27 protein-coding genes are annotated in these 26391 nt (G+C 70.7%); 9 read left to right on the top strand and 18 right to left on the bottom strand.

Annotated elements, in window-relative coordinates; translation table 11 throughout:
- Positions 1 to 140: 140 nt before the first annotated feature.
- Entirely contained in the window at positions 141 to 962 is an 822-nt protein-coding gene (locus ACN28C_RS02745) for an SAM-dependent methyltransferase (RefSeq protein ID WP_422772040.1), read from the top strand.
- A 62-nt stretch (positions 963 to 1024) separates the two neighbouring features.
- Here the strand turns inward: ACN28C_RS02745 and ACN28C_RS02750 are convergent, their stop codons facing one another.
- The 3 genes from ACN28C_RS02750 to ACN28C_RS02760 all read right to left on the bottom strand — a co-directional run bounded on the left by ACN28C_RS02750 (position 1025) and on the right by ACN28C_RS02760 (position 5715).
- Positions 1025 to 3946, bottom strand: coding sequence for a DEAD/DEAH box helicase family protein (locus ACN28C_RS02750; protein WP_422772041.1), 2922 nt, complete (start codon positions 3944 to 3946; stop codon positions 1025 to 1027).
- A gap of 279 nt (positions 3947 to 4225) precedes the next feature.
- Entirely contained in the window at positions 4226 to 4912 is a 687-nt protein-coding gene (locus ACN28C_RS02755) for an alpha/beta fold hydrolase (protein ID WP_422772042.1), read from the bottom strand.
- A gap of 2 nt (positions 4913 to 4914) precedes the next feature.
- A complete protein-coding gene (locus ACN28C_RS02760; protein WP_422772043.1) occupies positions 4915 to 5715 on the bottom strand; it encodes a DinB family protein in 801 nt (266 codons plus the stop codon).
- A 233-nt stretch (positions 5716 to 5948) separates the two neighbouring features.
- Here ACN28C_RS02760 and ACN28C_RS02765 point away from each other — a divergent pair, with 233 nt between their 5' ends.
- On the top strand, positions 5949 to 6863 hold the full coding sequence (locus tag ACN28C_RS02765; protein WP_422774943.1) for a helix-turn-helix transcriptional regulator: 915 nt from the start codon (positions 5949 to 5951) through the stop codon (positions 6861 to 6863).
- A 159-nt stretch (positions 6864 to 7022) separates the two neighbouring features.
- Here the strand turns inward: ACN28C_RS02765 and ACN28C_RS02770 are convergent, their stop codons facing one another.
- The gene (locus tag ACN28C_RS02770) at positions 7023 to 7610 is read right to left on the bottom strand and encodes a DUF4760 domain-containing protein (protein WP_422772044.1); all 588 of its coding nucleotides are present in this window, start codon (positions 7608 to 7610) and stop codon (positions 7023 to 7025) included.
- A 182-nt stretch (positions 7611 to 7792) separates the two neighbouring features.
- Here ACN28C_RS02770 and ACN28C_RS02775 point away from each other — a divergent pair, with 182 nt between their 5' ends.
- Positions 7793 to 8722 carry a fructosamine kinase family protein gene (locus ACN28C_RS02775; RefSeq protein WP_422772045.1) on the top strand — a complete coding sequence of 310 codons (930 nt, stop codon included), beginning with the start codon at positions 7793 to 7795 and terminating at the stop codon, positions 8720 to 8722.
- Here the strand turns inward: ACN28C_RS02775 and ACN28C_RS02780 are convergent.
- Complete coding sequence (locus tag ACN28C_RS02780; protein ID WP_422772046.1) at positions 8709 to 9425, bottom strand: TetR/AcrR family transcriptional regulator; 717 nt, start codon at positions 9423 to 9425, stop codon at positions 8709 to 8711. The two genes, ACN28C_RS02775 and ACN28C_RS02780, sit on opposite strands and share 14 nt — an antisense overlap.
- 97 nt (positions 9426 to 9522) lie before the next feature.
- Here ACN28C_RS02780 and ACN28C_RS02785 point away from each other — a divergent pair, with 97 nt between their 5' ends.
- Positions 9523 to 10554, top strand: a complete 1032-nt coding sequence (locus ACN28C_RS02785) for a medium chain dehydrogenase/reductase family protein (RefSeq protein WP_422772047.1) — start codon at positions 9523 to 9525, stop codon at positions 10552 to 10554.
- A 183-nt stretch (positions 10555 to 10737) separates the two neighbouring features.
- On the opposite strand, the gene ACN28C_RS02790 is transcribed toward ACN28C_RS02785, so the two are convergent.
- The 3 genes from ACN28C_RS02790 to ACN28C_RS02800 form a co-directional block, all read right to left on the bottom strand.
- Positions 10738 to 11058, bottom strand: a complete 321-nt coding sequence (locus ACN28C_RS02790; protein ID WP_422772048.1) for a DUF1416 domain-containing protein — start codon at positions 11056 to 11058, stop codon at positions 10738 to 10740.
- A 5-nt stretch (positions 11059 to 11063) separates the two neighbouring features.
- Positions 11064 to 11912 (bottom strand): sulfurtransferase, encoded by an 849-nt coding sequence (locus ACN28C_RS02795; RefSeq protein ID WP_422772049.1) that lies wholly within the window; start codon positions 11910 to 11912, stop codon positions 11064 to 11066.
- 170 nt (positions 11913 to 12082) lie between these two features.
- Positions 12083 to 12160, bottom strand: a complete 78-nt coding sequence (locus ACN28C_RS02800) for an Ms5788A family Cys-rich leader peptide (RefSeq protein WP_311202345.1) — start codon at positions 12158 to 12160, stop codon at positions 12083 to 12085.
- Between ACN28C_RS02800 and ACN28C_RS02805 the strand changes: the two genes are divergently transcribed.
- Positions 12159 to 12305 (top strand): hypothetical protein, encoded by a 147-nt coding sequence (locus ACN28C_RS02805; protein ID WP_422774951.1) that lies wholly within the window; start codon positions 12159 to 12161, stop codon positions 12303 to 12305. The genes ACN28C_RS02800 and ACN28C_RS02805 overlap by 2 nt on opposite strands.
- Here the strand turns inward: ACN28C_RS02805 and ACN28C_RS02810 are convergent.
- The gene (locus ACN28C_RS02810; RefSeq protein ID WP_422772050.1) at positions 12298 to 13110 is read right to left on the bottom strand and encodes a DUF2993 domain-containing protein; all 813 of its coding nucleotides are present in this window, start codon (positions 13108 to 13110) and stop codon (positions 12298 to 12300) included. The genes ACN28C_RS02805 and ACN28C_RS02810 overlap by 8 nt on opposite strands.
- A 191-nt stretch (positions 13111 to 13301) precedes the next feature.
- On the bottom strand, positions 13302 to 14312 hold the full coding sequence (locus ACN28C_RS02815) for a hypothetical protein (protein WP_422772051.1): 1011 nt from the start codon (positions 14310 to 14312) through the stop codon (positions 13302 to 13304).
- A gap of 274 nt (positions 14313 to 14586) precedes the next feature.
- Between ACN28C_RS02815 and ACN28C_RS02820 the strand changes: the two genes are divergently transcribed.
- From ACN28C_RS02820 to mshD, 3 genes are all read left to right on the top strand, one after another.
- On the top strand, positions 14587 to 15300 hold the full coding sequence (locus ACN28C_RS02820; RefSeq protein ID WP_422772052.1) for a winged helix-turn-helix transcriptional regulator: 714 nt from the start codon (positions 14587 to 14589) through the stop codon (positions 15298 to 15300).
- A gap of 283 nt (positions 15301 to 15583) precedes the next feature.
- Entirely contained in the window at positions 15584 to 16555 is a 972-nt protein-coding gene (locus ACN28C_RS02825) for a polysaccharide deacetylase family protein (RefSeq protein ID WP_422772053.1), read from the top strand.
- Between the two features lie 32 nt (positions 16556 to 16587).
- Complete coding sequence (gene mshD, locus ACN28C_RS02830; RefSeq protein ID WP_422772054.1) at positions 16588 to 17586, top strand: mycothiol synthase; 999 nt, start codon at positions 16588 to 16590, stop codon at positions 17584 to 17586.
- Positions 17587 to 17652: 66 nt separating this feature from the next.
- Here mshD and pstB read toward each other — a convergent pair whose 3' ends face one another.
- The 6 genes from pstB to ACN28C_RS02860 form a co-directional block, all read right to left on the bottom strand.
- Positions 17653 to 18432, bottom strand: a complete 780-nt coding sequence (pstB, locus tag ACN28C_RS02835) for a phosphate ABC transporter ATP-binding protein PstB (RefSeq protein ID WP_422772055.1) — start codon at positions 18430 to 18432, stop codon at positions 17653 to 17655.
- 19 nt (positions 18433 to 18451) lie between these two features.
- On the bottom strand, positions 18452 to 19528 hold the full coding sequence (gene pstA, locus ACN28C_RS02840; protein ID WP_422772056.1) for a phosphate ABC transporter permease PstA: 1077 nt from the start codon (positions 19526 to 19528) through the stop codon (positions 18452 to 18454).
- A complete protein-coding gene (gene pstC, locus ACN28C_RS02845; RefSeq protein WP_422772057.1) occupies positions 19525 to 20508 on the bottom strand; it encodes a phosphate ABC transporter permease subunit PstC in 984 nt (327 codons plus the stop codon). The genes pstA and pstC overlap by 4 nt, the downstream gene beginning before the upstream one ends.
- A gap of 141 nt (positions 20509 to 20649) precedes the next feature.
- Positions 20650 to 21750: a phosphate ABC transporter substrate-binding protein PstS gene (gene pstS / locus ACN28C_RS02850; protein WP_422772058.1), complete on the bottom strand. Its 1101-nt coding sequence runs from the start codon at positions 21748 to 21750 to the stop codon at positions 20650 to 20652.
- A gap of 235 nt (positions 21751 to 21985) precedes the next feature.
- Positions 21986 to 22432 (bottom strand): hypothetical protein, encoded by a 447-nt coding sequence (locus ACN28C_RS02855; RefSeq protein ID WP_422772059.1) that lies wholly within the window; start codon positions 22430 to 22432, stop codon positions 21986 to 21988.
- Positions 22433 to 22665: 233 nt separating this feature from the next.
- On the bottom strand, positions 22666 to 23496 hold the full coding sequence (locus tag ACN28C_RS02860) for an NUDIX hydrolase (RefSeq protein WP_422772060.1): 831 nt from the start codon (positions 23494 to 23496) through the stop codon (positions 22666 to 22668).
- A gap of 115 nt (positions 23497 to 23611) precedes the next feature.
- On the opposite strand from ACN28C_RS02860, the gene ACN28C_RS02865 reads away from it, so the two are divergent.
- The gene (locus tag ACN28C_RS02865; RefSeq protein ID WP_422772061.1) at positions 23612 to 24580 is read left to right on the top strand and encodes a Gfo/Idh/MocA family protein; all 969 of its coding nucleotides are present in this window, start codon (positions 23612 to 23614) and stop codon (positions 24578 to 24580) included.
- 55 nt (positions 24581 to 24635) lie between these two features.
- Here ACN28C_RS02865 and ACN28C_RS02870 read toward each other — a convergent pair whose 3' ends face one another.
- Together ACN28C_RS02870 and ACN28C_RS02875 are read right to left on the bottom strand one after the other, a co-directional pair.
- Positions 24636 to 25637: an inorganic phosphate transporter gene (locus tag ACN28C_RS02870; RefSeq protein WP_422772062.1), complete on the bottom strand. Its 1002-nt coding sequence runs from the start codon at positions 25635 to 25637 to the stop codon at positions 24636 to 24638.
- Positions 25638 to 25642: 5 nt separating this feature from the next.
- The gene (locus ACN28C_RS02875) at positions 25643 to 26269 is read right to left on the bottom strand and encodes a DUF47 domain-containing protein (RefSeq protein ID WP_421496718.1); all 627 of its coding nucleotides are present in this window, start codon (positions 26267 to 26269) and stop codon (positions 25643 to 25645) included.
- Positions 26270 to 26391: the final 122 nt, after the last annotated feature.

Raw genomic sequence — 26391 nt, forward strand, 5'->3', positions numbered from 1 at the left:
CGGCCCACCCCACAGCAAGGCGTGGCCCCGACTGCCTATGCTGACTCATGTTCGGGTGTCGCTCCGAGTCCGTGGCGGCCAGGGCACCGAATCCGGCTGTGTCGGCAGGCACCGACCTACCCACCCTGGAAGGTTGCACGATGACCGAGTCCGCCGCATCGCCCGACGCCGAGCGAGCGCCGACAATCGACACCACGGTGCCGCACCAGGCCAGAGTGTGGAACTACCTGTTGGGCGGCAAGGACAACTACCTGGTGGACGAACAGGCGGGCAAGGCGATCCTGGCCGCCGCTCCGGGGCTGGTCGCGATGGCCCGCGCGTCGCGGGTCTTCCTGACCCGCGCGGTGCGCTACGAGGTCGAGCAGGCAGGCATCCGCCAGTTCCTCGACATCGGCACGGGCCTGCCGACCGCCAACAACACGCACGAGATCGCCCAGTCATCCGCCCCGGAGTCCCGCATCGTGTATGTGGACTTCGACCCGTTGGTGCTGGTGCACGCCCGCGCCCTGCTGGCCAGCGACCCGCAGGGCGCGACCGACTACATCGACGCCGACCTGCGCGACACCGACACGATCCTGCGCGAGGCTCACCGGACGCTGGACTTCACGCGGCCGATCGGGATCATCCTGCTCGGCGTCCTGGGCGCGATCGAGTCCTACGACGAGGCCCGAGCGATCGTACGCACACTGCTGGACGCGGTGCCCGCCGGCAGCTACCTGCTGGTCGGCGACGGCACGAACACCAGCGAGGCGATGGTGCAGGCGACCCGCGTCCGCAACCAGTCGGTCAAGCCCCCGTACATCGTGCGCAGTCCCGACCAGCTCGCGGGGTTCCTCGACGGGCTGGAGATCGTCGAGCCGGGGGTGGTGTCCTTCCCGCACTGGCGCCCCGAGGCCGGCGCTGGTTCATCCGAACTCCCGGCCCACGTCGACGGCTACGGTGGCATCGCCTACAAGCGCTGACGTACGACGGACAGGGCGCGCCCCAGGACGACATGCCGGCCGCCCCGCCCGGTCCCCCCGCGCTACGACCCCCGGCTGACCTCGTCGATGGTGATGTCGTGCGCGCGCCGGATTGCCATGATCCGCTCTCGCAGCTCCGGCCTGGCGGCCAGCGGGCGCAGTGCGGTGGCCATCAGGCCCTGCACCGCGTCCCGGCCGGCCTCCCGGGCGGCGTTCAACTGCTCCGGCGCGACCGCGTCGACCAGTCCGCGCACGATCTGGCTCATCGGCTGGCCGGCCAGTTCGTCGAGTTCCTGCCGCTCCTCCCCGGTGAGCTGCTGCCCGAGCCGGGAGAGCCGGGAGGCGAGGGTGGCCACCTCGTCGGGGGTGGCGCTGAGCCGGCCCGCCTTGCCGAGGAGTTGGGCCAGGGAGACCTGCCGCTCGGAGTGCCGTTCCAGCGGTACGGCCTCGTCCAGCCTCAGCTCGGTGACCCCGACCGCGTCGACGATCACGAACCGCTCCTTCACCTCGGCGTCCTCGGTGACCGCCTGGAACTCGGCAGGCTCGATGGTGCGGGCGCCCCGCCCCTTCATCTGCTCGAAGTAGGTGGCGCTGGGTACCGGGCGGAGGAAGAAGACGCATTCCAGTGGGCGTACGTCGGTGCCTGTGGCGATCATGTCGACGGTGACCGCGATCCGCAGCTCGGGACTGTTCCGGAAGACCTGGATCAGGTCGTCGGGATTGTTTCCCTCGCGCCGCGAGGCGTACGTGATCTTCTGCGCGAAGTCGTTGCCCCGGGCGAAGACGTCCCGCACCATCGTGACGATCTCCTCCGCGTGGTTGTCGTCCCGCGCGAGAATCAGCGTCTTCGGCACCTTCGACCGCCCGGGGAAGATCTCGGTGAAGAGCCGATCCCGGAAGGTCTCCAGCACCAGTCGGAGCTGACCCCGGGAGATGACCGACCGGCCGACCTCGCTGCTCTCGTACGCGAAATCCTCCTCCAGTTCCTGGTAACGCTCGGCCCGGGTCCGCCGGTCCTTGAGCGGCACCACCGTGCCGGCCTCGATCCGCTCGCCGGCCTCGGTGATCTGGGTCCTGATCCGGTACACGTCGAAGTTGACGTTCACCCCGTCGGCGACGGCCTGCTCGTAGGTGTATTCCGAGACCAGGTTCTGCTGGAAGAAGCCCATGGTCTGCTTCGCCGGGGTCGCGGTCAGCCCGACGGTGAAGGCGTCGAAGTATTCCAGCACCGCCCGCCACCTGCCGTAGATCGAGCGGTGACACTCGTCCACCACGATCAGGTCGAAGGTCTCCGGCGGGATCTGCGGGTTGTAGCCCACCTCCGCCGGCTCGTCCCGGTCATAGCTGTCGTAGGCCGGGTCATCGAGGTCGACGTCGGGCAGCTCCCGCCCGCAGAGCGCGCCGAAGAGCCGCTGGATGGTGGAGATGACGACCGTGGCGGAGCCGAGCATCCCGGCCCCGGAGAGCCGGTCGACGTTGTAGAGCTCGGTGAACGTGCGGCGGTCGTCCGGGGTCCGGTAGGCGGCGTACTCCCGTAACGTCTGCTTGCCGAGGTTGTTCCGGTCGACGAGGAAGAGGATCCGGTTGGCCCGGGCGTGCCTGCAGAGCCGGTAGCTGACGGTCACGGCGGTGAAGGTCTTACCGGCGCCGGTCGCCATCTGGATCAGCGACCTGGCCCGGTCCTCCGACAGGGAGCGCTCCACGCCCCGGATCGCGTCGACCTGCGCGGGCCGCAGCCCCTCCCCGTCGAGGGCCGGCATCCGGCGCAGCCGGGCCCGCAGCGTCGGCGTCGTCGGATCGTCGTCCGCCTCCCGCATCCACCGGGCGAGGGTTTCGGGCCGGTGGAAGGCGAAAACCTCCCTGGTACGCGGAAACGGGTCGAGCCCGTTCACGAACGCCGTCTCGGTGCCGGTGGCGAGGTAGCCGAAGGGCAGCGGCTCGTCCCGCCGCCACGCCCGCATCCGTTGCTCGGCGGTGAGGCCGCCCAGATAGCGGTCGAGCTGCGCCTCGGCGCCCCGTGGCGCCGTACCCTCCCGTTTCGCCTCGATGGCGCCGACGAGCCGCTGGTCGACGTAGAGCAGGTAGTCGGCCCGACCGGTGGCGAGGGTGACCTTGCGGACGGCGACGCCCTGGCAGGCGTTGAGGTTGAGCTGGTTCTCGTGCTGTACGACCCAGCCGGCCGCCGCGAGTTGGCGGTCGATCTCGGCCCGGGTCTGCAACTCGTTGAGCGGTTCCCGGGACGCGCGGCGGGCGCGGAAGATGAACTCCTCCCGCCTGGCTGCCGAGACCCTGGCCGGCCTGCGGCTGTCGAACTCGCGCTGCGCCTCCTCGGCCTGCGCCTCCAGCGTCGCCACCAGGTCGACCGTGCTCTCCCGGCCCGCGTCGGCCTCCCGTACCGCCCGCTCGGCCTCGGCGACGGCGGCTGCCTGCGCGTCCGCCAGCGACCGGCGGCCGGTGAGCAGCAGTTTTGTCTGGGCCAGTTCCTGCCGGTAGCGGCGCAGTTCGGCGTGCAGCCCGTCGACGACCGACTGCGGCACGTGCTGCGGCGGCGGGCTCGGCGGCACGAACCCGATCGGCGTACGGTCACCGGTCAGCGCCCGGTGGAACCACACTCCGAGCTCGAAGCAGGTCCGCAGCGAATCCAGCGCGAACCGCACCTCGCCGAGGTGGTCGTGCACGGCTTGGTTGCCGACGTTGCGCAGCCGGTTGAAGGCCTCGAAGATGTGCGGCACCAGGGCGCCGCTGGCGCTGAGCGTCTGCACGTGCTGATGGAACCTGCCGCCCACCGTCTGCACCCCGGTGCGCTGCACCAGGTCTCGGGCGAGGACCTCGCCGAAGGCCCGGGTCTTGAAGATCGACGACTGGGCGTCCACATAGACCAGTGTCTCGGCACCGGCGCCGTACCAGAGCAGCAGTGGATGCGATTTCAGGAAACCGAAGTTGGCGGACTGTTCCGCCAACTTGCTGATGTATCGAGGATCCATGCGTAACCACTCACTCCGCGTAGCCGCCGGGGAACAGGTCAGGATAGCGATATCCCGGAGCCTTCGAAGACCCTCGAACGACCCACAGAGTTAAGGCACGAAGTGCCGATCAATCGTTACCATGCTGATGAATGTTGCCTGTTCAGGCGCTCCCCTCGAGGGCAGCCGCGGCGCGGCAGCCGGCTTATCCGCGACGGGGCCACGCCTGTCGACAAACCGACAGGCGGCAGGCGGGCCTCCGCCCCGGCCGACTGCCGCCGACGCCGTCCGGTCCGCCGGTCACTCCCGGGCGGCCGCCTCGGCGAGCAACCGGGCGAGCTCGACCGGCCTGCTGAGCATGGGCCAGTGGCCCGAATCGATGTCGACATAGTCGAGATGTTTGGCCCCGGCAAGTTCGGGGACGTCACCACCCTCGATCCACTTCCGCGCCTGGGCGGGGGTGAACTCGGGGCAGACCAGCACGACCGGCACGTCGAAGCGCCGGTCGTCGGTCAGCCGTACCACGCCCCTGGCCACCCCCTCCGGCACGGGAATCGCGGCGGACGCGAAACGCCGCTTGGCCTCCTCGTCGAGGTCGGCGGAGTCCGGCCCCTCGAACGGGCCCCAGCCGGGGAACGGCATGACGCCATCGGAGATTTCGAAGAAGCTGGCGTAGGTGCCACCGTCGACGGTCGGGACGCCGCCGATGAGGGCGACCCGGGCGACCCGTTCCGGCCGTCTGTCGGCGGCCAGCCAGGCCAGGGTGCAGGCGGCGGAGTGACCCACCACCATGGCCTTTCCGGGCGCCGCGTCCACGGCGGCGAGCACCGCCGCAACCTGGTCGTCGAGGGTGGCGGAGCTGGCACCGTCTCCCTGCCCCGGCAGGGTCAGCGGTACGGGACGATGGCCGAGCTCCTCGATCGCGGGGACGACCTCTTTCCAGGCCGATCCGTCCAGCCAGAGACCGGCAACGAGCACGATATCCATGGTCAGTTCTCTTTCTCCAGTACGGTCAGATCCCGTTCGGCGTAGCGCCGGTGTTCCCATTCCTCGTTGAGGACGATGCGGAGACATTCGTTGACCGGGAAACCCTCCAGGTGCGGCCACCCGGGCTCGGTGCGGGTCACCGTGGCGCCGACCTCCTCCTCGGTGAGCGACTCCAGCACCTGTCGGACCATCGCCTGGCGGTCGCGGCGGACCGCGAGCACCTCGTCGAGCGAGGGGCGTGTCTCGCGGTCCCACGGAACGCCGTCCCAGCCGGGCGCCTCGTCCCAGGGCAGGTCGAGCGGATGCCACGGCGAGGGATCGCCGAGGACCGCCCGGCCCACCCAGGCTGCTCCGGCGAAGTTGAGATGACGCAGTGTCTGCACGAAGGACCACTCGCCGTCGATGCCGCGGTGCAGCGCCGCCTCCGGCAACGTCCGCGCCCGCGCGACGGTTTCCGCCCAGAGCCGTTCCAGGATCGTCCACGCCTCCCGAAACCCCTCGGGGTCGTCAGGGCGCATCTTCACCCGGTCGGGCATCCGCCGGTCCAGCTCGGCCTCGACGAGTGGAGCGATGTCGACGCCGTTCACGACGACGTTCCGCAGCTCACCACTGATCTCGACGTCGACCAGCTCGACGCCGCGCATCCGGCTCCGCTGGAACTGGACCCCACGGAGCCGTGCCCCGGTGAAGTCGACCATGTGCAGGTCGGCGTCGGCGAGCGAGACCCGACTGAAGATGGCGCCCCGGAGGTCCACGCGCGCAAAGCGTGCCCCGGCGAGATCCTGCTCGTGGAAGTCGGTCATGACAGACCACGCTAGGCGCAGATCCGGACGTTCTGCTTCCGGTATTTCACGTGACCGCCCACGATTCCCGGTCGCCGATACTCCGACGTCACCTGGCGAGCCTGCCGGCCGGGCCCGAGGGACAGCACGATGAACACTTCCAGCAGTCTTCTGACCACGTAAGGTGGCCGTACTACTCTGCTCGGGTGCCGCCCGACATCAGCCCCACCGCGCGGGCCCTGCGAGCCGTCGAGATTCTCCAGGCCCGACCCGGCACGACCGCCGACGAACTCGGCGAGCGGCTCGGCGTCACGGAACGGGCCGCGCGCCGGTACGTCGGGATCCTCCGCGAGGCCGGCATCCCGGTCGAGTCGGTCCGCGGTCCGCACGGCGGATACCGGATCCGGCGCGGCACGCGGCTGCCCCCGATCGTCTTCACCGAGGCGGAGGCGCTCGGTCTGGTCATGGCGGTACTCGACGGCCGGCCGTCGGCCACCGACGTCGACGACCTGGTGGGTTCCGCCCTGACCAAGGTCATCCAGGCCCTGCCGGAGACCGTCGGCCGGCAGGCGGCCACGCTGCGGGAGTACGCCTCGGCCGCACCCGACCGGTACTCGTACCGTCCCGACCCCGCCCCGACCAGCGCACTCGTCGCCGCCGTCGCGCTGCGCCGCAGCGTACTGGTCAGCTACCGGAGGGAATCCGGCGACGAGTGGCAGGCCGAGGTGGATCCGTGGGCGGTCGTCGTCCGGCACGGGCGCTGGTATCTGCTCTGCCGCTCGCACCGGGCGGACGCGATCCGCACCTACCGGCTCGACCGGATCCAGGCGGTGCAGCAGACCGGGCACGAGTTCGAGCCCCCCGACGACCTCGACCCGGTGGCGGCGCTGGAGGAGAACCTGGGCACCGGATGGGAGTTCGACACCCGGGTCGTCTTCGACGCGCCACTGGCCGAGGTGGCGCCGTGGATCCGGCCCGCCATGGGCCGGCTCTCGCCGTCCGGAGACGGGTGTCTGCTCGTCGGCAGCACGAGCAACCCGGCGATGTACGCGCAGGAGTGGCTGGCGAGCATACCGTTCGCCTTCCGGGTGCAGGGCGGGCCGGAACTCCGGACCGCGGTCACGGCGGTCGCCGCACGCTTCGCCGCCGCCGTGGCCGGCGGCTCCTGAGCATCGCGCGATCCCTCGCGGCTGTCGGCGTGCGGCCTGGACCACCGCAGAGTGCCGCGCCGGTCGAACAGCACCGCCTCGAACCGCGTCACGCGGACACACAGCACCGCCTCGAACCGCGTCACGCGGACCCCCTGCCACGCCCGACGCGCCTACCGCTCACGCCTTTAGCACTCCCGCCCCCGCGCCGCTGTCGATTCCGTCGACTCCTGCCTCGACACGGGTTCGCACGGACAGCGGATCCATCCGGCGAAGGTTGAGGCTGGCGTGGTGCCTGGCAGGTTTGGCATCGTCGACCAGGCAGACAAGATGCTCGAAGAACGAGAGATAGGTTGGCGATCTCAGCTGTCTCTCCGCGAGGATGTAGGGTTCCAACGCCAACCATGCACGACGCGCGCGGGTCGGCACCAGGCCGACGATCATCTTGGTCTCGATCCCGCCAAATACCGACAGTGCGCCGAGGCTGCTGAAGAACAGGCCGACGCGGGTGGCGTGCCGGCGGTGTTCAGGCTGCAGGCCGTTCACGCCATCATCGGGCGGATAACTCGACAGCTCGTATAGCACGAATTCTTCACTGTCCAGGAAGGCGTCACTGCGGCACTCTCGGGTCAGTAGCTCGATTGCCACGATGGTGCTGTTGGCCCTCCGCATCGAGCGCAGCTGGCGCAGACCGAAGAAGGCAGACAGGGCGACGGCGGCCAGGGATATGACTATGGCGGCGATATTCACGGCAAGGTTGATGTTCAATACAGACCTCCGGATCCGGTTGCCCTATCGGAGTTCATGATAACAATGGTGTTCAATGGCGACAGAATAGAATGCGCCATGCCGAGTCCGCCGACCTCGGCCCGGAGGTCGATTCCGAATCGATCAACTGTTCGCCTAAGATCTGACTCACAGGTACCCCGGACAGCAGGGAGCCCGTCGCGATGCACTCGACCACGTTCCTGCTGGAGTGTCTGCGCCGGGCTGGGATGCGCGATGTCGTCGCAGTGCTGCCGGCGACGGGTGGACTCGCGGCGCTCGCGGGCACAGCCACCCGCCGGGACGCACCGCCGGTGTTCGTCAAGGCACTCGCCGACGCGCCGGCCGACGACGTCTTCGTCGCGGAGGCCGAAGGGCTGGCCGCCCTGCGCGACCTCGGCGGCATGGCGACACCCGAGGTGGTCCTCGTTGACCGGGACTTCCTGGTGTTGTCGATCCTGCGGCCGAGGCCACACAGCCAGACCTTCTGGGAGCAGTTCGCGCACGCACTCGCCCACCTGCACATGAGCACCACCCATCCCCGCTTCGGGTGGCACCGCGACAACTGGCTGGGCCGCCGCCGGCAGACCAACACCTGGGACGACGACGGCTTTGCGTTCTTCGCACAGCACCGACTGCTCCGATGGCTCGACCAACCCCGCGTCGAGGCGGCGCTCGACCCCGCGGACCGGGCGGCACTGGAACGGCTCTGTCACCGGCTGCCCGATCTGCTGCCGGACCGGCCGGCATGCCTGACGCACGGCGACCTGTGGGCACAGAACATCCTGGCCACCCCGGACGGGCGGCCTGCGCTGATCGACCCGGCCGTGTCCTACATGTGGGCCGAGGTCGACCTCGCCCACGTCTGGTCCACCTCGCCCCCGCCCGAGGCGCAACGGTTCTTCGAGGTCTATGCGGAGCTGACCTCCCTGGATGACGACTGGCGGTCCCGCATGCCGATCGTCCAGCTACGACAACACCTCGCCGTGCTGGCCCAGTTCGACGACGACTGGGGCGCGGGCGACCAGATCCGTGCCACCCTCACCCCGTTCCGGACGCGTTCCGGTCCCGGGCCTGGACCCGGCGGTACGCCGACACGGGTCACGGGATGGTGATGGCGGCTTCGGCCTCTGCGGCGTAGAGCAGGGCAGGGTCGAAGTTCATCCCCGTGAAGTGGCCGGCGACCTCGAGACTGATCACGCCGTGCAGTCGGGTCCAGAAGGTGAGCGCGCGACGTAGGGCGGTTGCCGGGGCGGGGTGGTCGCCCGCCCATTGCCGGTGGGTGGTCAGGTGCCGATCGAGAGCTGCGGCGGACCCGCGGGCGGGACCGGTCACGACTCCGACTCCGGTTTCGACTCCGGCTCCGACTCCGGTTTCCGTTTCGGTTTCGGTGAAGGCGTCGAGCAGCACGGTCATCAGGCTGGCCGCGATCGTGGTCGCTTCGGGCGGGGCTGCGTAGCCGGGCACCGGGGTCCCGTAGATGAGCAGGTAGCGATGCGGGTCGGCAAGTGCCCAGCCACGCATGGCGGCCGCCACCGCGCCGAGCCGGCTCGTGGCCGTCTTCGCCGTTCTCGCCGCGTCCCGGCAGGTCTCCGACAGCTCGCGGTAGGCGTCCAGGACGAGTTCCGTGATCAAGTCGTCGCGGTTGCGGAAGTAGCGGTAGAGAGCGGGACCACTGATCCCCATCTGCTTGGCGATGGCGTTGAGGGAGAGCGCCGAGGCCCCTGTGGTGGCGATCTGGTTCCAGGCGTGCGCCTTGATCTCGTCGCGGACCTGTTCCCGATAACGCTCGCGCGGGCTTCTGACGGCCTCGCCCATGCCCGTTCCTCCTCGCTTGACACCACGTCCGCGACCCCATCATACTGAAGTTAGAGCTTCTAACTACAGCTACATCAACTCACAAGCGGAGTGGGACATGGACATGCAGACCGAACGGACCGAGGTCGTGCTTCCGGGCGTGGTGGAGCCCGAGGGCCTGTTCCTACGCACCTCACCGCTCCCGGAGCCCGGCACGGGGCAGGTGGTGGTCCGGATGGAGGCCACCGGCGTCTCCTTCGCCGAGCAGCAGATGCGCCGGGGGCGCTACTACGACCAGCCGCCTTTCCCGTTCGTGCCGGGTTACGACCTGGTCGGGGTCGTGCAGTCCGCCGGAGCCGACACCGCTCCCGGGCTCCCCGGACAACGTGTCGCGGCGCTGACCAAGGTGGGCGGCTGGGCCAGCCACGTGATCGTCGACGCCGACGACCTGGTACCGGTGCCCGCCGGCCTCGACGCGGCGGAAGCGGAAACGGTGGTGGTCAACGGCATCACCGCCTGGCAGATGCTGCACCGCAGGGCCCGGGTCCGGAGCGGACAGACCATCCTGGTGCACGGCGCCAACGGTGGGGTCGGCTCCACACTGGTCCAGCTCGCCCGCCTGGCCGGGATCCGGGTCATCGGCACCGCGTCCCCGCGCCACCACGACCGGCTGCGGGACCTCGGCGCCATCCCGATCGACTACCACACCGATGTGTCCGCCGCCGCCCGCGCGATCGCTCCCGGCGGCGTCGATGCGGTCTTCGACCACCTCGGGGCCCGGAGCGTCCGAAACTCGTGGCGACTACTCGCCCCCGGCGGCACCCTCGTCGCGTACGGAAGCGCTGCCACGCGCGACGACACCGGCAGCAAACAACGTCCGGTGCTCGAGATCCTCGCCCGGGTCTGGGCCTGGAACGCGCTGCCGAACGGTCGGCACGCCTACTTCTACAACGTCTGGTCCGGGCGGGCGCTGGCCAGGCAGCGATTCCGCGTCCGGCTCCGGCACGACCTCACCCAGGTCCTCCAAGCCGTGGCCGAGGGGCAGATCACCGCGCAGGTTGCCGCCCGGTTTCCCCTCGCCCGTGCCGCCGACGCCCTGCGGCTGGCCGAGTCCCGGACCGTCATCGGCAAGGTCGTCCTCACCCCCTGACCAACGCGGGGCGCACGGGCGGGGCAGCTCGACAGCGTCCGAAACAGGACCTCTTCCGCAGTCAGCTCTCCGGACTGACCACGAAGACAGCCCCTGCTCTGCCGGGGTGACCCGGTTCCGGGGCACACGGAAGGGCCCGCCGATCGACACGAGATCGGCGGGCCCTTCGACGTGGTACGGAAATCAGGCGACCGTGACCGTCACCTCGTTGACGCCACGGGCGGCGGTCACCTCGGTGTCGCCGTTGCCGTGCCGGGACAGCGCCCGCAGCGTCCAGGTGCCGGGCGCGGCGAAGAACCGGAACTGCCCGGCCGGCGAGGTGACCACCTCGGCGGTGAACTCGCCGGTCGAGTCGAGCAGCCGGACGTACGCCCCGGGCACGACCTCGCCGCTCTCGGCGCTGACGATCCCGGTGATCACGGTTTCCTTCTCCAGGTCCAGGCTTGCCGGCAGCGGTGCCGCCTGGTCGGGTGCCGCGCAGCCGGCGGCTATCGGAGCGGTCATGGTCGTCACGCCTCCCCCGGTTCGTCACCGAGCGCCACCGGCACGCCGACGAGCGAGCCGTACTCGGTCCAGGACCCGTCGTAGTTCTTCACGTTCTGGTGCCCGAGCAGCTCCTTGAGCACGAACCAGGTGTGCGAGGAGCGCTCGCCGATCCGGCAGTAGGCGATGGTGTCCTTGCTGCCGTCCAGCCCCGCCTCGCCGTAGATCCTGCGGAGCTCGTCGTCGGACTTGAAGGTGCCGTCCTCGTTGGCCGCCTTCGACCACGGCACGCTGATCGCGGTCGGGATGTGCCCGGCGCGCTGCGCCTGCTCCTGCGGCAGGTGCGCCGGGGCGAGCAGGCGGCCGGCGTACTCGTCGGGAGAGCGGACGTCGACCAGGTTCTTGGCGCCGATCGCGGCGACCGCCTCGTCGCGGAAGGCCCGGATCGACAGGTCCGGCTCCCGGGCCACGTACTGCGTGGCGGGCCGGGAGACCTGGTCGGTGACGAGCGGCCGGGCGTCCAGCTCCCACTTCTTGCGACCGCCGTCGAGCAGCTTCACGTCGCGGTGGCCGTAGAGCTTGAAGTACCAGTAGGCGTACGCGGCGAACCAGTTGTTGTTGCCGCCGTATAGCACCACGACGTCGTCATTGGAGATGCCCCGCTCGGAGAGGAGCGCCTCGAACTGCGCCTTGTTGACGAAGTCCCGGCGCACCGGGTCCTGGAGGTCGTTCTTCCAGTCGAGCTTGATTGCACCGGCGATGTGCCCACCGTCGTAGGCGGTGGTGTCCTCGTCGACCTCGACGAAGACCACGCCGGGGGCGTCGAGGTTCTTCTCGGCCCAGTCGGCCGAGACGAGTGCGGTGTCGCGACTCATCAGATCACTCCTTGGTGAGGATGGTGTGTGAGCCTGCGCGTGGTGATCGACTGCCGTTGTTGTCGCATGTCACGCGCGGAACCCATGGAAGGACGGATCACGGGACGTGCGACGGCGCCGCTGCCGGGCGTGAGGGAAGGACTCAGAGGGTACGCAGAACAGCCCCGCCGTCAGATGACGGGGCGACACAGGCAGGTGGCCACGCGGCACAGGTCGACCGCGCGCCGTTTGGTGAGGAGCGTCCCCATGGATCCGAAGCCTACCAGTGGGAGCGGGCCGGAACCCAGGACCAACCACGATCCGGGATCGTTCCACCCCGACGAGTCGCCACCGCCACTCCGCGGCTCGGCCCGGCCGAGCTGCCCTGCCGCCACCATCCTCACGCTCAACTGAGCTGGCTGAGCGCCACGTTCTCGGCGCTGGCCGTCACGGCGAGACCGTCGGGCGCCGGCCGCACCTCGTGCAGTTGCAGCGCGAAGGGCAGCGGCGGCAGCGGCACCCGGACGGCGAGCTGCCGGGCGAAGTTGGTGACGAAGGTCTGGATCACCGGGTTGTCCGGCAGGTCGGAGGAGCGCAGGTTCTCAAAGTTGATCACGACGTCGTCGCCCTCGACGCTCAGCTTCGCGGTGCCCTGGACGGTCAACTCCTGGTTCAGGATCGGCACCTGCACCGGGGCGGTGATGCCCAGGTTGCCGTCCTGCTCCCGCAGTTGCACCCCGGGCCGGTCGATCAGCTCGACCACGCTGTCGTACGCGATGGTCCCGGTACCCCGCACCGTCGCGGCGGTGACCTCGCCCTGCCCGGTGCGGAGCGTGTCCATCGAGGCGGTCACGTCCTGCGCGTCGACGGTCAGCTCCGGCACCCGCACCGCCGCGCCGGTGCCCTGCACCGGGCCCTGTACGTCGCGGAGCAGCACCTTGATCGAGTCGTACCTGCCGTTGAGCACCTGGGTCAGGAACGGGAAGCTGCCGACCGTCACCTCGGGGGCGGTGGACTGCACGTTCTGCTGCGCGAGCTCCTGCTCGACCTGGTCGGCGACCATCCGCTCGGCGACCCCCGCGGCGACCCGGTCGGCCACCACCAGGAGCCCGGCCAGCACGAGCAGGACGACGATCAGGATGACCACTGCCCGACGCCCCCTGCGCCGGCGCGGCCGCTCGCCGTATGTCCCGCCCTCTGCCGGATAGCTATCCGCCACGCCGCCTCCCCGATCGCAGGTGCCGTCGCAGCACGGCACCGTCCGTACATCATCATCGCCGGGACCACTATCTACCCGACACAGCACATCTCCAACCGTCGGGGACGCCCGCGGCCTACGCGTCAGAGCCGGCGGCCAGCGGTTAGGAGGGGGCCCTTCTACAACAGAAAGCGATAAGCGGGGGCCCTTCCTTACAGGAAGAAGACGGACATGGCGTAGGCGGCGGGGGCGGCCAGGGCAAAGCCGCCGAGCGGGCCCTGCATGTGCCGCGCGACCCACATCGTCGGCGGTTCGCCGGCCATCTGGCGGCCCGCCTCGGCGTACCCCACACCGAGGTCGGCCAAGGCGGCGGCGGCCGCCGCGACCAGCCCGACCAGTGCGCCGCTGGTCGGGGTGAAGGCAACCAGATAGCTGCCGAGAAGACCGGCGGCGAGGGTGCCGAGCATCGCTCCGATCACCACGCCGGCGGCGCCGCGCGGCACCTGCGGGGCAAGTCGCGGCCAGGGCAGCAGCGCGTCGGTCAGCCGGGCCACGGCCAGGGCCACCGCCGCCGCGGTCAGGCAGACGAAGATCGCCTGGGTGCCCTTCGGGATCCGGCTGAGCACGATCAGCGTGCCGAAGGAGACCACACCGACCACGATGAAGAGGGTGGCGCCGAGTGACTCGGTCACCCGGGCCCGGTCGGCCGGACGGACCAGCTGCCCGAGTACGCCGACGAGGAACCCGCCCGCGGCGACGTACCCGAGGGGGGCCAACGCGGCTATCTGGGGCAGCACGGCGGCCGCGTCGGAGGCGGCCGCCACCGCCACCGCGACCCCGGCGACCAGCGGCAGTGCCGGCGGCCGCATCGCCATGGTCCAGGCGAGGACGAAGAGGAGCTGCACGCCGAAGACCACCACGGCGAACGGCAGCCGGGCGCCCGGCCCGGCGGTCTGGGCGCCGAAGATCAGTCCGACGCCGAGCAGCCCGGCGAACCCGGCGATGGCCACCGAGAGCAGCCGGCGGACCGGGACGGGCGGGGCGTCGTCGTCGCCGTCGGTGGCCGCCGGGTCGGGGTCCGTTCCCGCCGGCCGGGTGGCGCCGCCGCTACGTGGGCCGCCCGGGTTGCGCGGGCCGGCGTCGCCGGGGCGTGGACCGTCGAAGGGGTTGCGCGGTTCCGGCCAGGAGTCGCGCCCTGTCTCCGGTGGAGTCGAGGGGTACACGCCCCGATCGTGCCAGACCCACCGGCCGACGCGCCGGGCCCGGCCCCGCCCAACCCGGAAACACGATCCGGAAACCTGCCTGTAATGACCGATCACACAAGCGATGAACCGAACGTGTGAGAGCGCCGGCCGTAAGTTCCGATAAGGTTAAGCCTTACCTGCCCGTCAGTGACGCCGGGACGACCCCATTCCCAGCGGTCCCGGAGTCCCCGCCCGAGTGCCGCTGGCCACCGCGCGGCGCATACTCCCGGTGCCGCGGGGACGGAGGTGATGTGTGGAGATCCTGCTGCTGGTGACCGCGCGCGCAGGCGAACCGTCCGTTGTGCTGCCGGCCCTCGACCTGCTTCCCCACTCGGTGCGTACCGCTCCGCGCGATGTCCGTACGCTCGTCTCCGGGCCGAGCCCGGACGCCGTGCTGGTCGACGCCCGCTCGGAACTGAGCGAGGCCCGCGCGACCTGCCGGATGCTGCACGCCACCGGGCTCGGTGTGCCGCTGGTGGCGGTGGTGACCGAGGCCGGCCTGATCGCGTTGAACGCCGACTGGGGCGTCGACGACGTCATCCTGGCCAGCGCCGGACCTGCCGAGGTGGAGGCCCGGCTGCGGTTGGCGGTGGGCCGGCTGAGCAACGCGACCGCAGCCGCCGGCGGGATGATCCGGGCCGGCGAGCTGACCATCGACCCGGACACCTACGCCGCCAAGCTCAAGGGCCGGCCGCTCGACCTGACCTACAAGGAGTTCGAGCTGCTCAAGTTTCTCGCCCAGCACCCGGGTCGGGTCTTCACCCGGGATCAACTACTGCGCGAGGTCTGGGGCTACGACTACTTCGGCGGCACCCGCACCGTGGACGTGCACGTCCGACGCCTGCGCGCCAAACTGGGCTCCGAGTACGAGTCGATGATCGGCACCGTCCGCCAGGTGGGCTACAAGTTCGTCACCCCGCCGTCCCGGCCGCTGCCGGAGTCCGAGGGAGTTCCGCTGCCCGTCTGAGCAGCTGCTGCTGCCCTGTCTGAGCAGCTCTGCTGCCCGTCCGGATCACGACCAGAAGGCCACCCAACGCGCCGGGTGGCCTTCTGGCGTGCGTCGGGCATCGCAGCAGATCGGCAATTATCGGAAAAGTGAGATAATTCGGTCATTCCGTACGTAGCCTTTTACCGGAAGTATCCGGTAGGAGGCAGGGTTTGGTACCAGCGGTCACCACGATGGTCCGCAGCGTGGCACGGGCGGTTTCACACCGGGCGGCGCGCTGATGCCGGCCGTCTCCAGGACCCGCATGCTCACCGCCGCGACGGTGCTCGCCGTCGCCGTCCTGGGCGGTGCGTACGCGCTCGGCCACGTCCTGGGCCGGCCCGGCGGGCCACTGGCCGCGCCCACACCCCGCGCCCAGCAGCAGCCGGAGCCGCACGCCGGAGCGGAGCCGGACGTACGGCCCGGCAACCGCCCCGGCGGGCACCCGGAGGGGCGGGGTGACCCCGGCCTGACGGCTCCACCGCCCGGGAGTGGCACCGCGCCCGGCGCATCGGCCACGACGTCGCCGGGCGCGCAGCCCTCGCCCGGCGGCAGCCCGCAGCCCGGTGCCACCGGGCCGGACCCCGACCACGGGTACGGGCCACCGCAACTCCCCGCCGAACAGGGCGGCCCGTACGGCGCCCGGGTCAGCACCGGCGACAGGTACGTGGCGCTGACCTTCGACGACGGCCCCGATCCCCGGTACACGCCGCAGACCCTGGCCGCGCTCCGCGACCATCACGTCAAGGCGACGTTCTGCCTGGTCGGCCAGAACGCCAAGGCGTATCCGGAGTTGGTACGGGCGATCGCGGCGGACGGGCACACCCTCTGCAACCACTCCTGGCAACACGATCTCAAGCTCGGCAGCCGGTCCGGCGCCACCATCCGGGCCGACCTGGAGCGCACCAACGCGGCGATCCGGGCGGCCGTCCCCGATGCCCGGATCGGCTACTTCCGGCAGCCCGGCGGCGCCTGGACCTCGTCCGTCGTCGCGGTGGCCCGGCAGTTGGGGATGACGTCGCTGCACTGGGCGGTGGACCCGCAGGACTGGACCCGCCCCGGCGCCGGCACCATCGCGGCGCGGGTGACCGCCGGGGTCACGCCGGGGGCCATCGTGCTGCTGCACGACGCGGGCGGCAACCGGCAGGGCACGGTCAACGCGCTCTACCGGCTGCTGCCGAACCTCGGCCGGTGGTACGCGCTCGCGGCGCTGCCGACCGCCTCTCGACCGGCCTGAGCGCCGGATCAGGGCGCGGATACGGTGTAGGTGTGTACGGCAGCAACGCGGTTTCCGAAGCACGCCGGCTCGCCCCGGCCGAGGTCGACGAGGTGCTGGCGCTCGCCCGGGCCGCCGGCACCGCCGACGGGGCGGATCCGCTCGCCGAGCACGTGCTGCTCCGACTCCGCCAGCCGGACGCCCCGGCCACACACCTGACCGTACGCACCGCCGACGGCGTACTCGCCGGCTACGCCTACCTGGAACCGGACGAGCCGGATGGACCGGATGGACCGGGCGAGTCACGCGAGCCCGGCGGGTACGGCGAGCCGGCGGCCGGGACGACGGCCGAGCTGGTGGTGCATCCGGAGCACCGGCGCCGCGGAGTGGGGCGCGCGCTGGCGGAGAAGGTCGCGGCGACGCCGGGCCCGCTGCGCCTCTGGGCACACGGCGACCACCCGTCCGCCGCCGCACTCGCGGTCGACCTGGGCTTCCGGCGGGCCCGGATGCTCTGGCAGCTGCGCCGCCCGCTCGGCCCGGCGCTCCCGGAGGCGCCCCTGCCCGCGGGCGTACGGCTGCGCGCCTTCCGCCCCGGCGTCGACGACGAGGCGTGGCTTTCGGTGAACGGGCGGGCCTTCGCCAGCCATCCGGAACAGGGCCGGTGGAGCCTCGCCGACCTGCGGCTCCGGCTGGCCGAGCCGTGGTTCGACCCGGCCGGTTTCCTGCTCGCCGTCGAGGAGTCCGGCGATCGCCTGCTCGGCTTCCACTGGACGAAGCTGCACGGCGGGGGAGAACCACACGGCAAGGCAGAGCTGCACGGCGAGCCGGGCCCGCACCGCATCGGCGAGGTCTACGTGCTCGGCGTGGATCCATCGGTGCACCGGGGCGGGCTCGGCCGGGCGCTTACCGTCGCCGGACTGGCCTACCTGCGGGACCGGGGCGTCGCCCGGGTCATGCTCTACGTCGACGAGTCGAACACCTCGGCGGTGGCGCTCTACGAGCGCCTCGGCTTCGCCCACTGGGCGGCACACGTCCACTACCGCCGGGACTGACCCCCGGTACCGCCGGGACCGACCGCCGCCGCAGCGCGGTCGCCCGGCGGGCGAGGGCAGGGCGGCTCAGCCGAAGCGACCGGTGATGTAGTCCTCGGTGGCCTTCACCGACGGGTTACTGAAGATCTTCTGCGTCGCGTCCATCTCGATCAGCCGGCCGGGCTTGCCGGTGCCCTCGATGTTGAAGAACCCGGTCCGCTCGCTCACCCGGGCCGCCTGCTGCATGTTGTGGGTCACGATCACGATCGTGAACTGCTCCTTGAGCTTGTAGATCAGGTCCTCGATCGCCAGGGTCGAGATCGGGTCGAGCGCCGAGCAGGGCTCGTCCATCAGCAGCACGTCCGGCTGGACCGCGATGGCCCGGGCGATGCAGAGCCGCTGCTGCTGGCCGCCGGAGAGGCTGGACCCCGGCCGGTTGAGCCGGTCCTTGACCTCCTCCCAGAGGTTCGCGCCGCGCAGCGTGCTCTCGACCAGCTCGTCCAGGGCGGGCTTGCGCATCCGCCTGCTGTTGAGCTTCACCCCGGCCACCACGTTGTCGTAGATCGACATGGTGGGGAACGGGTTCGGCCGCTGGAAGACCATGCCGACGTGCCGGCGTACGGCGACCGGGTCGACACCGTCGCCGTAGAGGTCGTGGCCGTCCATCACGACCTTGCCGGCGACCCGCCCACCCGGCAGCACCTCGTGCATCCGGTTCAGCGAGCGCAGAAAGGTCGACTTGCCGCACCCGGACGGTCCGATCAGAGCCGTCACCGAGCGCGGCTCGATCGCCATGTTCACGCCCTCCACGGCCTTGAACGAGCCGTAGAAGATGTCGAGGTCCGAGACGTCGATCCGCTTGCCCACGAGAGGTCCTTTCCGCGCGTCAGCGGTTGTTCGAGATGCTGAAGAACCGGGAGATGAGCCGGGCCACCAGGTTCAGGCCCATCACGATGATGAAGAGCGTCAGGGCGGCGGCCCAGGCGCGGTCGACGCCGAACTCCGGCCGCGCCCCTGGAATGCTGTACGAGTAGTAGGTGAAGACCGGCAGCGACGCCATCCGGCCGTCGAAGAGGTCGGTGTTCACGCTGGTCGTCGCGCCGGCGATGATCAGCAGCGGTGCCGTCTCGCCGATCACCCGGGCGATGGCGATCATGACGCCGGTGGCGATCCCGGCCGCGGCCGTCCGGAGCACGACCCGGATGACGGTGCGCCACTTCGGCACGCCCAGCGCGTACGACGCCTCGCGCAGCTCGTTCGGGACGAGCTTGAGCATCTCCTCGACCGACCGGACCACGATCGGCACCATCAGCACCGAGAGCGCCACGGCACCGCCGATGCCGAACCGGACGCTCGGGCCGAGGAAGATCGCGAAGAAGGCGAAGGCGAAGAGGCCGGCGACGATGGAGGGGATGCCGGTCATCACGTCGACCAGCAGTGTGATCGCCCGGGCGAGCCGGCCACGGCCGTACTCGACGAGGTAGACCGCGCACATGACGCCGACGGGTACGGAGATCGCAGCCGCCGCACCGGTCATCAGCAGGGTGCCGACGACGGCGTGCAGCGCACCGCCGCCCGGGCCGAGCACCCCCCGCATGTCGCTGCTGAGGAACTCCCCGTCGAGCCGGCCGATCCCCTTGGTCAGCACGGTGACGAGGAGGGAGATCAGCGGCAGGATCGCCAGGCTGAAGGCGACCGAGACCACCACCGTCACGAAGCGGTCCTTGGCCCGCCGTGCCCCCTCGACCCGGGCGGAGACCGCCGGCAGCACGATCGCGGCCAGCAGCACCGCGAGCACCACGGCCAGCGGCAGCGCCGCGCCGAGCAGGGTGGCGCCGACGACGCCGACGACGATGCAGGCCGCGGCGATGGTCCACGGCGCCCAGCCGGGCAGGACGGGCCGGCTCAGGGCGGCGCCGAGAGCGGCGGGCGGTGCGCTCGGCTTGGTGGTCGTCGCCGTCATGCGTTCGCTCCCGAGAAGTCACGCCGCCGGGCGACGATCGCCCGGGCCGCGTAGTTGACGACGAAGGTCAGGACGAAGAGGACCAGGCCCGAGGCGATCAGCGCGTTGACCGCGAGGCCGCTCGACTCCGGGAAGTCCAGCGCGATGTTCGCCGCGATGGTGTTGGTATTGGTGCTGCTGATCAGGTTCACGGTGATGACGTTGGAGGCGGAGAGCAGCATGGCGACCGCCAGCGTCTCGCCGAGGGCCCGGCCGAGCCCGAGCATGCTGGCGCTGACGATGCCGGAGCGGCCGAACGGCAGCACGGTCATCCGGATCATCTCCCAGCGGGTCGCGCCGAGCGCGAGCGACGCCTCCTCCTGCAGGGTCGGCGTCTGGAGGAAGACCTCCCGGTTGACGGCCGTCATGATCGGCAGAATCATCACCGCCAGCACCAGGCCGGCGGTGAGCATCGTCCGGCCGGTCGTGGAGGTCGGGCCGGCGAAGATCGGGATGAAGCCGAGGGTGTTCTCCAGCCAGCGGTAGACCGGCACCACCTGCGGGGCGAGGAAGAAGATGCCCCAGAGGCCGTAGACGACGCTCGGCACGGCGGCCAGCAGGTCGACGAGGTAGCCGAGCACCGCGGCCACCTTCCGGGGGGCGTAGTGCGAGATGAACAGCGCGATGCCGATGGAGAGCGGAACCGCCACGACCAGGGCGATCACGGCGGCGAGGACCGTACCGAAGAGCAGCGGACCGACGAAGGCGAGGAAACCCTCACCGCCCGGCACGTCCACCGGGTCGGCGACGAGGGCCGGATAACCCTCGTAGATCAGGAAGGCGGCGACCGCGGCGAGCGTGAGGAGGATGAGGACCCCGGAGGCGACCGCCGAGCCGGAGAAGATCCGGTCGCCGATCCGCCGGCTCGCGGTCGTCCATCCCGCCTGCGGTCCCTCTCCGCCGGTCGGTGCCCCGCTCTGCGCGGTGGCGGGGGTGGTCACGTGTACGCCTCCTCAGGCTCGTACCCGGTTTCAGGCTGGTATTCGGTTGTCGAACCTGTGCCGCGGCGGTGGGCCCGGCCGGCGATCACACCGGTCATCCGGGCCCACCGCGTCACACCACTTGACGCATCGGTACGGCGGTCAGCCAGCGACCTTGATGGAGTCGATCGCCTGCTTGGCCTGCGTACGCAGGGTGTCCGAGATCGGCGCGGAACCCGCGTTCTTGGCGGCGGCCTCCTGGCCCTCCGGGCTGATCACGTAGGAGAGGAACGCCTTCACCAGGTCGACCTTCTCCTGGCTGTCGTACTGGGTGCAGGCGAGCTGGTAGGAGACCAGCACGATCGGGTAGACGCCCGACTGCTTGGTGTCGCGCGGCAGGTCGATCGCGTAGCTGTGGGTGGGCCGGCCGGAGACCTTCTCCGCGGCGTCCACGACCGCAGCGGCAGCCTCTGCCGAGTACTCGACGAAGCCCTCACCGACCTGCACGGCGACGGTGCCGAGGCCACTGGCCTGGGAGGCGTCGAGGTAGCCGATGGTTCCCTCGCCACCGCGCAGCGCGGCGGCGACGCCCTGGGTCTGCGCCGCGGCCTCACCGGTCTGGGTCGGCCACTCACCGTCGACCTCGTGCGTCCAGTCCTGCGGAGCGGCCTTGGCGAGGTAGTCGACGAAGTTCTCGGTCGTCCCCGACTCGTCGGAGCGGTGCACCGGCGTGATGTTCCGGTCGGGGAGCTGGACGCCCTCGTTGAGCTGGGCGATCGCCGGGTCGTTCCACTTGGTGATCTTGGTGTCGAAGATCTTCGCGATCACCGACGGGGAGAGGTTGAGCTTCTGCACGCCGGGCAGGTTGAAGGCGACGGCGATCGGGCTGATGTAGCCCGGGAACTCGACGAAGCCGTCCGGCCCGCAGGTCGCGTTCGCCGCGGTGATCTCTTCCGGCTTCAGGTAGGCGTCGGAGCCGGCGAACTGCACGCCGCCGCTGGTGAACTGCTTGCGGCCGGCACCGGAGCCGGCCGGGTCGTAGGTCACGGTCGCGTCCGGCGCCTGCTCCGAGAACCCGGCGATCCAGGCCTCCATGGCGGCACCCTGCGAGGAGGCGCCGGCACCGGCGAGGTTGCCGCTGACCGAGGCCGCGTCGCCGTTGCCGCTGTCGGAGTCGTTGTCGCCACCGCCACAGGCGGCCGCGCCCAGGGTAAGCATGACGGCGACCGGCAGTGCGGCCAGCCGAAGGGTCTTACGCTTCACGGTAATGGTTGCCTCTCTGAGGTCTGGGTCGAGCCGCCGGCCTAGCGGCCTGGTACTGGTCCCGTGTCGAACGCCGTGGACAGTACGAGCCGTTCATAAACGGCTGGACCGGCCATGGTGAACGGAAGCTGAACAAAAGCTGTCGCCGTGGAGTTGCGCCCGCCCAGCCATTCGCCGTCTGGATCATTTCCGGCCGACGCGTGCCCTTATTACCGTTTGTCGCTCGCCCGGCGCGTTATTCGCCGTCCCGGACCAACCGCCACCGGCGGGCCTGTTCCGCCGAGACGCCGTAGTAGACGACGGTGGCCCGCCCCGGAGCCGACTGGCACGTCCGGTGCACCGGTAGGCCCCATTGCTGATAATCGTGGTACGCCTTCACGATGCGGGTGAGTCCACCCAGCGCGCCGATCAGTTTGCCGACCGGGCTGCCGAGTTCGGCGGCGATCTCGCTCACCGGAAGCCGCTCCCCCGGGCGGTCGGAGAGCAGGTCGAGGACGGCGACGACGGTCTCGTGGGTGCGGGAACGCCCCTGGGCGAACCGGCGCAGCTCGTCGACCGGCCACTCACCGCCGTGCGGGGCCACCACCGGCTTGTCCCGCCGGGTCGGCGGCGCCAGCGGCCGGGCCCGCCGGTCGAGATCTTTGATCAGCCGGGCGATGTGTTCGACGTACTCGGCCGGCACGGCAATGTGTACGAGATCCGATTCCCGCGGCGTGTCGTTCGCGATTGATGTTCGTTGTGGGTTCATCTACCCCGTCCGATAGCTGTACGACCGCCGCCGAAGGCGATTGACTTCCGTCTACCCGTGCCGCCTGCGCCAAAATATCACCACTCGGTAACGTTTGATCACCGAGTGGCAACCCGATACACGAACTCGACGCCGAGAATTCATCTTCCGTACGTCCGGCGGAAGATTCAGTCCAGTGTGAACCGGGACGTGCCGTCCGGGGCGGTGCCGAGCCTCGGGGTCAGCGGTCGGGCCGGGTCCCGCTGGGCGGCGGCGACCGGCACCGCGGCCAGGTCGGGGCAGCCGGCCAGCTCGGTCAGGGTGATCAGCGTGGGCGGCAGCATGGCGATCGTCCCGGCCCCGACCTGGGCCAGCGCATCGGCCGGGCGGATCCACATCGTGTGGTCCGCCTCCCCCGAGACGTCCCGGGGACGTTGCCCGGCCGGCAGCAGCGCCACGAAGAAGTACGTGTCGAAGCGGCGCGGCTCGAACTCCGGCGTCACCCACCGGCTCCACGGCAGCAGCAGGTCGGAGCGGAGCGTGAGCCCACGGTCCCGGAGTAGGTCGGCGAAGCCGGTGCGCCGCTCCACCAGCGCCCGCCGGTCCCGCTCCCACTCCTCGCCGCTGACGTCGCCGACCACCGTCTCCGGGCTCGGCCCGGCGAGCAGCACGCCCACCTCCTCGAAGACCTCCCGGGCCGCCGCGCAGACCAGCGCCTGGGCCGGCCCGGCGGCCTGCCCGAGCCGGTCGCCCCAGTCCGCCGGGGCGGGACCCGACCAGTCCAGCCGGATCTCCGAGTCGCCCGGGTCGACGCTGCCGCCCGGGAAGGCGTACATGCCGCCGAAGGTCATCGAGGCGGCGCGGCGGAAGACGTACACCTCGAAGCCCTCCCGGCCGGACGGGTCCGGCCGGAGCAGCAGCACGGTGGCGGCCGGCCGGGACGGTGCCGGCATCCTGCCCTCGGCGTAGAACCGGCGGGCGTGCGCGACGATCGACTCCGGGGCGACGAAGCTGGTCATGCCGCGAGCGTAGTTCCCGAAGGAGGGGCGGCCGGGAGTCCCGGCCGGGAAGCCGCGCGATCTTGCCCGCCGGGGTGCGCCGTCCGGCCGGGCCCGGCTGGGCTACCGTGCCGGGATGACACGTTGGGGCATCCTGGCCACCGGCTACATCGCCGCCACCTTCGTCGAGGACCTCCGGCTCCTCCCCGACGCCGAGGTGGTCGCGGTCGGCTCCCGTACGCCGGAGACCGCCCGGGCCTTCGCCGACCGGCACGGGATCGGCCGGGCGCACGGGTCGTGGCAGGAACTCGCCGCCGACGACGAGATCGACGTCGTCTACGTCGCCACCCCGCACGCGGCGCACTTCGAGGCCGCCTCGGCCTGCCTCGCCGCCGGCCGGGCGGTGCTGGTGGAGAAGCCGATCACTCTGGAGCGGTCCACCGCCCAGCGACTCGTCGACACCGCCGTCGCCGGCAACCGCTTCCTGATGGAGGCGATGTGGATGCGCTGCAACCCCGTCGTACTCCGGATCCTGGAGCTGATCGCCGACGGCGCGATCGGCGAGGTGACCGGCGTGCAGGCGGACTTCGGGGTCGGCGGACCGTTCCCGCCGGAGCACCGGATGCGGGCCCGGGCGCTCGGCGGCGGCGCCCTGCTGGACCTCGGGGTCTATCCGATCAGCCTGGCGCACCTGCTGCTCGGCCTGCCGGACCACGTCCGCTCCTGGGCGAAGATCAGCCCGGAGGGCGTCGACGAGAACACCGGCATCATCCTCGGCTACGACTCGGGCGCGGTCGCCACGCTGAGCTGCGGCATGATCGGCGCCAGCCGGGTGGCGGCGGTGATCACCGGCCGCACCGGCCGGATCGAGCTGGCGCCGCCGTTCTACCGGCCGGGCCAGGTCACCCTGCTCCGGGACGGCGCCGACCCGGAGCTGCTCCCGGTCGACCTCACCGGCTCCGGCTACCAGCACGAGGCGGCCGAGGTGCAGCGCTGTCTGGCCGCCGGGCTGCTGGAGAGCCCGCTGGTGCCGCACGCCGCCACCCTCGAGGTGATGGGCCTGCTCGACGAGATCCGCGCCCAGCTCGGCGTCACGTATCCGTGAAAGGAAGGGCCCCCGCTTATCGCTTTCTGTTGTAGAAGGGCCCCCTCCTTACACCTCAGAAGAGCGGGTTGACGAGCACGTACATCAGGGCGCCGATCGAGCCGGCCGCCGGGAAGGTGAGGACCCAGGCGCCGATGATGTTGCCCGCCACGCCCCACCGGACGGCGGAGAGCCGCTTGGTCGCCCCGACGCCCATGATCGCCGAGGTGATGGTGTGCGTGGTGGAGATCGGGGCGCCCAGCACCAGGGCGTTGAAGTAGAGCACGCCGCTGGCGACGGTCTCCGCGGCGAAGCCCTCCGGGGGGCGGAGATCGATGATCTTCCGACCGAGGGTACGGATGATCCGCCACCCGCCCGCGTACGTGCCGAGGGCCAGCACGGTCGCCGAGGTCCAGAACGCCCACTCGGGGATGTGCTCGCCGCTGCTCTGGTAGCCGCCGACATAGAGGGCGAGCACCACGATGCCGATCGTCTTGGCCGCGTCCTGCATGCCGTGCCCGATCGACATCGCCGCCGCCGAGACGGTCTGGGCCCACCGGAAGCCCCGGTTGAGCTTGCTGGGCTGTCTGTTCCGGAAGATCCACTGCACGGCGACCATGACCAGGTAGCCGAGGACGAAGCCGACCATCGGGGAAAAGATCATCGGCAGGACGACGCTCTCCCCGATGCCCTTCCAGAGCACCGTGCCGGCGGCGGCGAGCGTCGAGCCGACCAGCCCGCCGATCAGCGCGTGCGAGGAGGACGAGGGGAGGCCGAAATACCAGGTGATCAGGTTCCAGGTGATCGCACCGATCACGCCGGCGAAGACGATGCCGAGGCTGGAGACGCCGGTCGGCAGCTCCACCAGCCCGGAGCCGACCGTCTTGGCCACGTCCGCGCCGAAGTGCGCGCCGACGAAGTTGCCGACGGCGGCCATGGCCAGGGCGACCCTGGGGGTCAGGGCCCGGGTGGAGATGCTGGTGGCGATGGCGTTCGCGGCGTCGTGGAAGCCGTTGGTGTAGTCGAAGACGAGCGCGACGGCGATCACCGCCAGGACGGCGATGAGTTCAGGGGTCACCGGAGTCAGCTCTCCTTGACCGCGATCGTCTCGATGGTGTTGGCCACGTGCTCGAACGCGTCACAGGCCGCCTCCAGCTCGTCGGCGACCTCCTTCATCTTCAGCACGGTCAGCGCGTCGTACTCACCGGAGAAGAGCCGGACCAGCAGCATCCGGTACGCCTGGTCACCGTCGTTCTCCAACCGGTTGCACTCGATCCAGTAGTCCTCGAGGTCCTTCATCGCCCGCAGCCGGGGCATCGCCTCGGCGGTGAGCTTCGCCTGCTGGTCGAGGACGTTCACCAGCTCGTGCATCTCCCGGGGCAGCGACGGCAGCTTGGTCAGCCCGTAGAGGTAGAGCAGGTTGCCAACCGCCTCCAGGTGGTCCATCACGTCGTCGAGCAGGGAGCCGAGCCGGTAGATGTCCTCCCGGTCGAACGGGGTGACGAATGTCGAGTTGATTTTCTTGTACAGCTCGTGGGTGATCTGGTCGCTGTCGTGTTCGACCTCGGTGAGCCGCTCGCTGACCGACTGGACGTCGACGCCGGGCAGGGCCAGCTCGTTGAGGAGCTCGGTGCCCCGTACGAGGTTCTGCGCAGCTCTCGTGAACAACTCGTAGAAGGCGCCCTCGGAGGGGCGGAGGGAAAACTTCACGGCTCAGGAACCTCGTTGCGTCGGCGGACGGGTGGCGGGCGCAAGAGGCTGCCCCCCGGGAATGCTAGGAAACCTCGGATCAGCGCTCTCGCCGGCCCACCCCTGGTCAGGGTTGATTCAGC

It is taken from the genome of Plantactinospora sp. WMMC1484, from assembly GCF_049315195.1.
In the GTDB taxonomy this organism is placed as follows: Bacteria; Actinomycetota; Actinomycetes; order Mycobacteriales; family Micromonosporaceae; genus Plantactinospora.

What these genes read in the sequence shown, in the direction of transcription:
- ACN28C_RS02780 (WP_422772046.1), bottom strand. Translation starts at nt 9,425, where the DNA reads ATGGGCGAGGCCGTCAGAAGCCCGCGCGAGCGTTATCGGGAACAGGTC.
- pstA (WP_422772056.1), bottom strand. Translation starts at nt 19,528, where the DNA reads ATGACGGCGACGACCACCAAGCCGAGCGCACCGCCCGCCGCTCTCGGC.
- ACN28C_RS02760 (WP_422772043.1), bottom strand. Translation starts at nt 5,715, where the DNA reads ATGACCGACTTCCACGAGCAGGATCTCGCCGGGGCACGCTTTGCGCGC.
- ACN28C_RS02785 (WP_422772047.1), top strand. Translation starts at nt 9,523, where the DNA reads ATGGACATGCAGACCGAACGGACCGAGGTCGTGCTTCCGGGCGTGGTG.
- ACN28C_RS02805 (WP_422774951.1), top strand. Translation starts at nt 12,159, where the DNA reads ATGGATCCGAAGCCTACCAGTGGGAGCGGGCCGGAACCCAGGACCAAC.
- ACN28C_RS02800 (WP_311202345.1), bottom strand. Translation starts at nt 12,160, where the DNA reads ATGGGGACGCTCCTCACCAAACGGCGCGCGGTCGACCTGTGCCGCGTG.
- ACN28C_RS02775 (WP_422772045.1), top strand. Translation starts at nt 7,793, where the DNA reads ATGCACTCGACCACGTTCCTGCTGGAGTGTCTGCGCCGGGCTGGGATG.
- ACN28C_RS02755 (WP_422772042.1), bottom strand. Translation starts at nt 4,912, where the DNA reads ATGGATATCGTGCTCGTTGCCGGTCTCTGGCTGGACGGATCGGCCTGG.
- ACN28C_RS02865 (WP_422772061.1), top strand. Translation starts at nt 23,612, where the DNA reads ATGACACGTTGGGGCATCCTGGCCACCGGCTACATCGCCGCCACCTTC.
- ACN28C_RS02825 (WP_422772053.1), top strand. Translation starts at nt 15,584, where the DNA reads ATGCTCACCGCCGCGACGGTGCTCGCCGTCGCCGTCCTGGGCGGTGCG.
- ACN28C_RS02795 (WP_422772049.1), bottom strand. Translation starts at nt 11,912, where the DNA reads ATGAGTCGCGACACCGCACTCGTCTCGGCCGACTGGGCCGAGAAGAAC.
- ACN28C_RS02750 (WP_422772041.1), bottom strand. Translation starts at nt 3,946, where the DNA reads ATGGATCCTCGATACATCAGCAAGTTGGCGGAACAGTCCGCCAACTTC.
- ACN28C_RS02860 (WP_422772060.1), bottom strand. Translation starts at nt 23,496, where the DNA reads ATGACCAGCTTCGTCGCCCCGGAGTCGATCGTCGCGCACGCCCGCCGG.
- ACN28C_RS02790 (WP_422772048.1), bottom strand. Translation starts at nt 11,058, where the DNA reads ATGACCGCTCCGATAGCCGCCGGCTGCGCGGCACCCGACCAGGCGGCA.
- ACN28C_RS02745 (WP_422772040.1), top strand. Translation starts at nt 141, where the DNA reads ATGACCGAGTCCGCCGCATCGCCCGACGCCGAGCGAGCGCCGACAATC.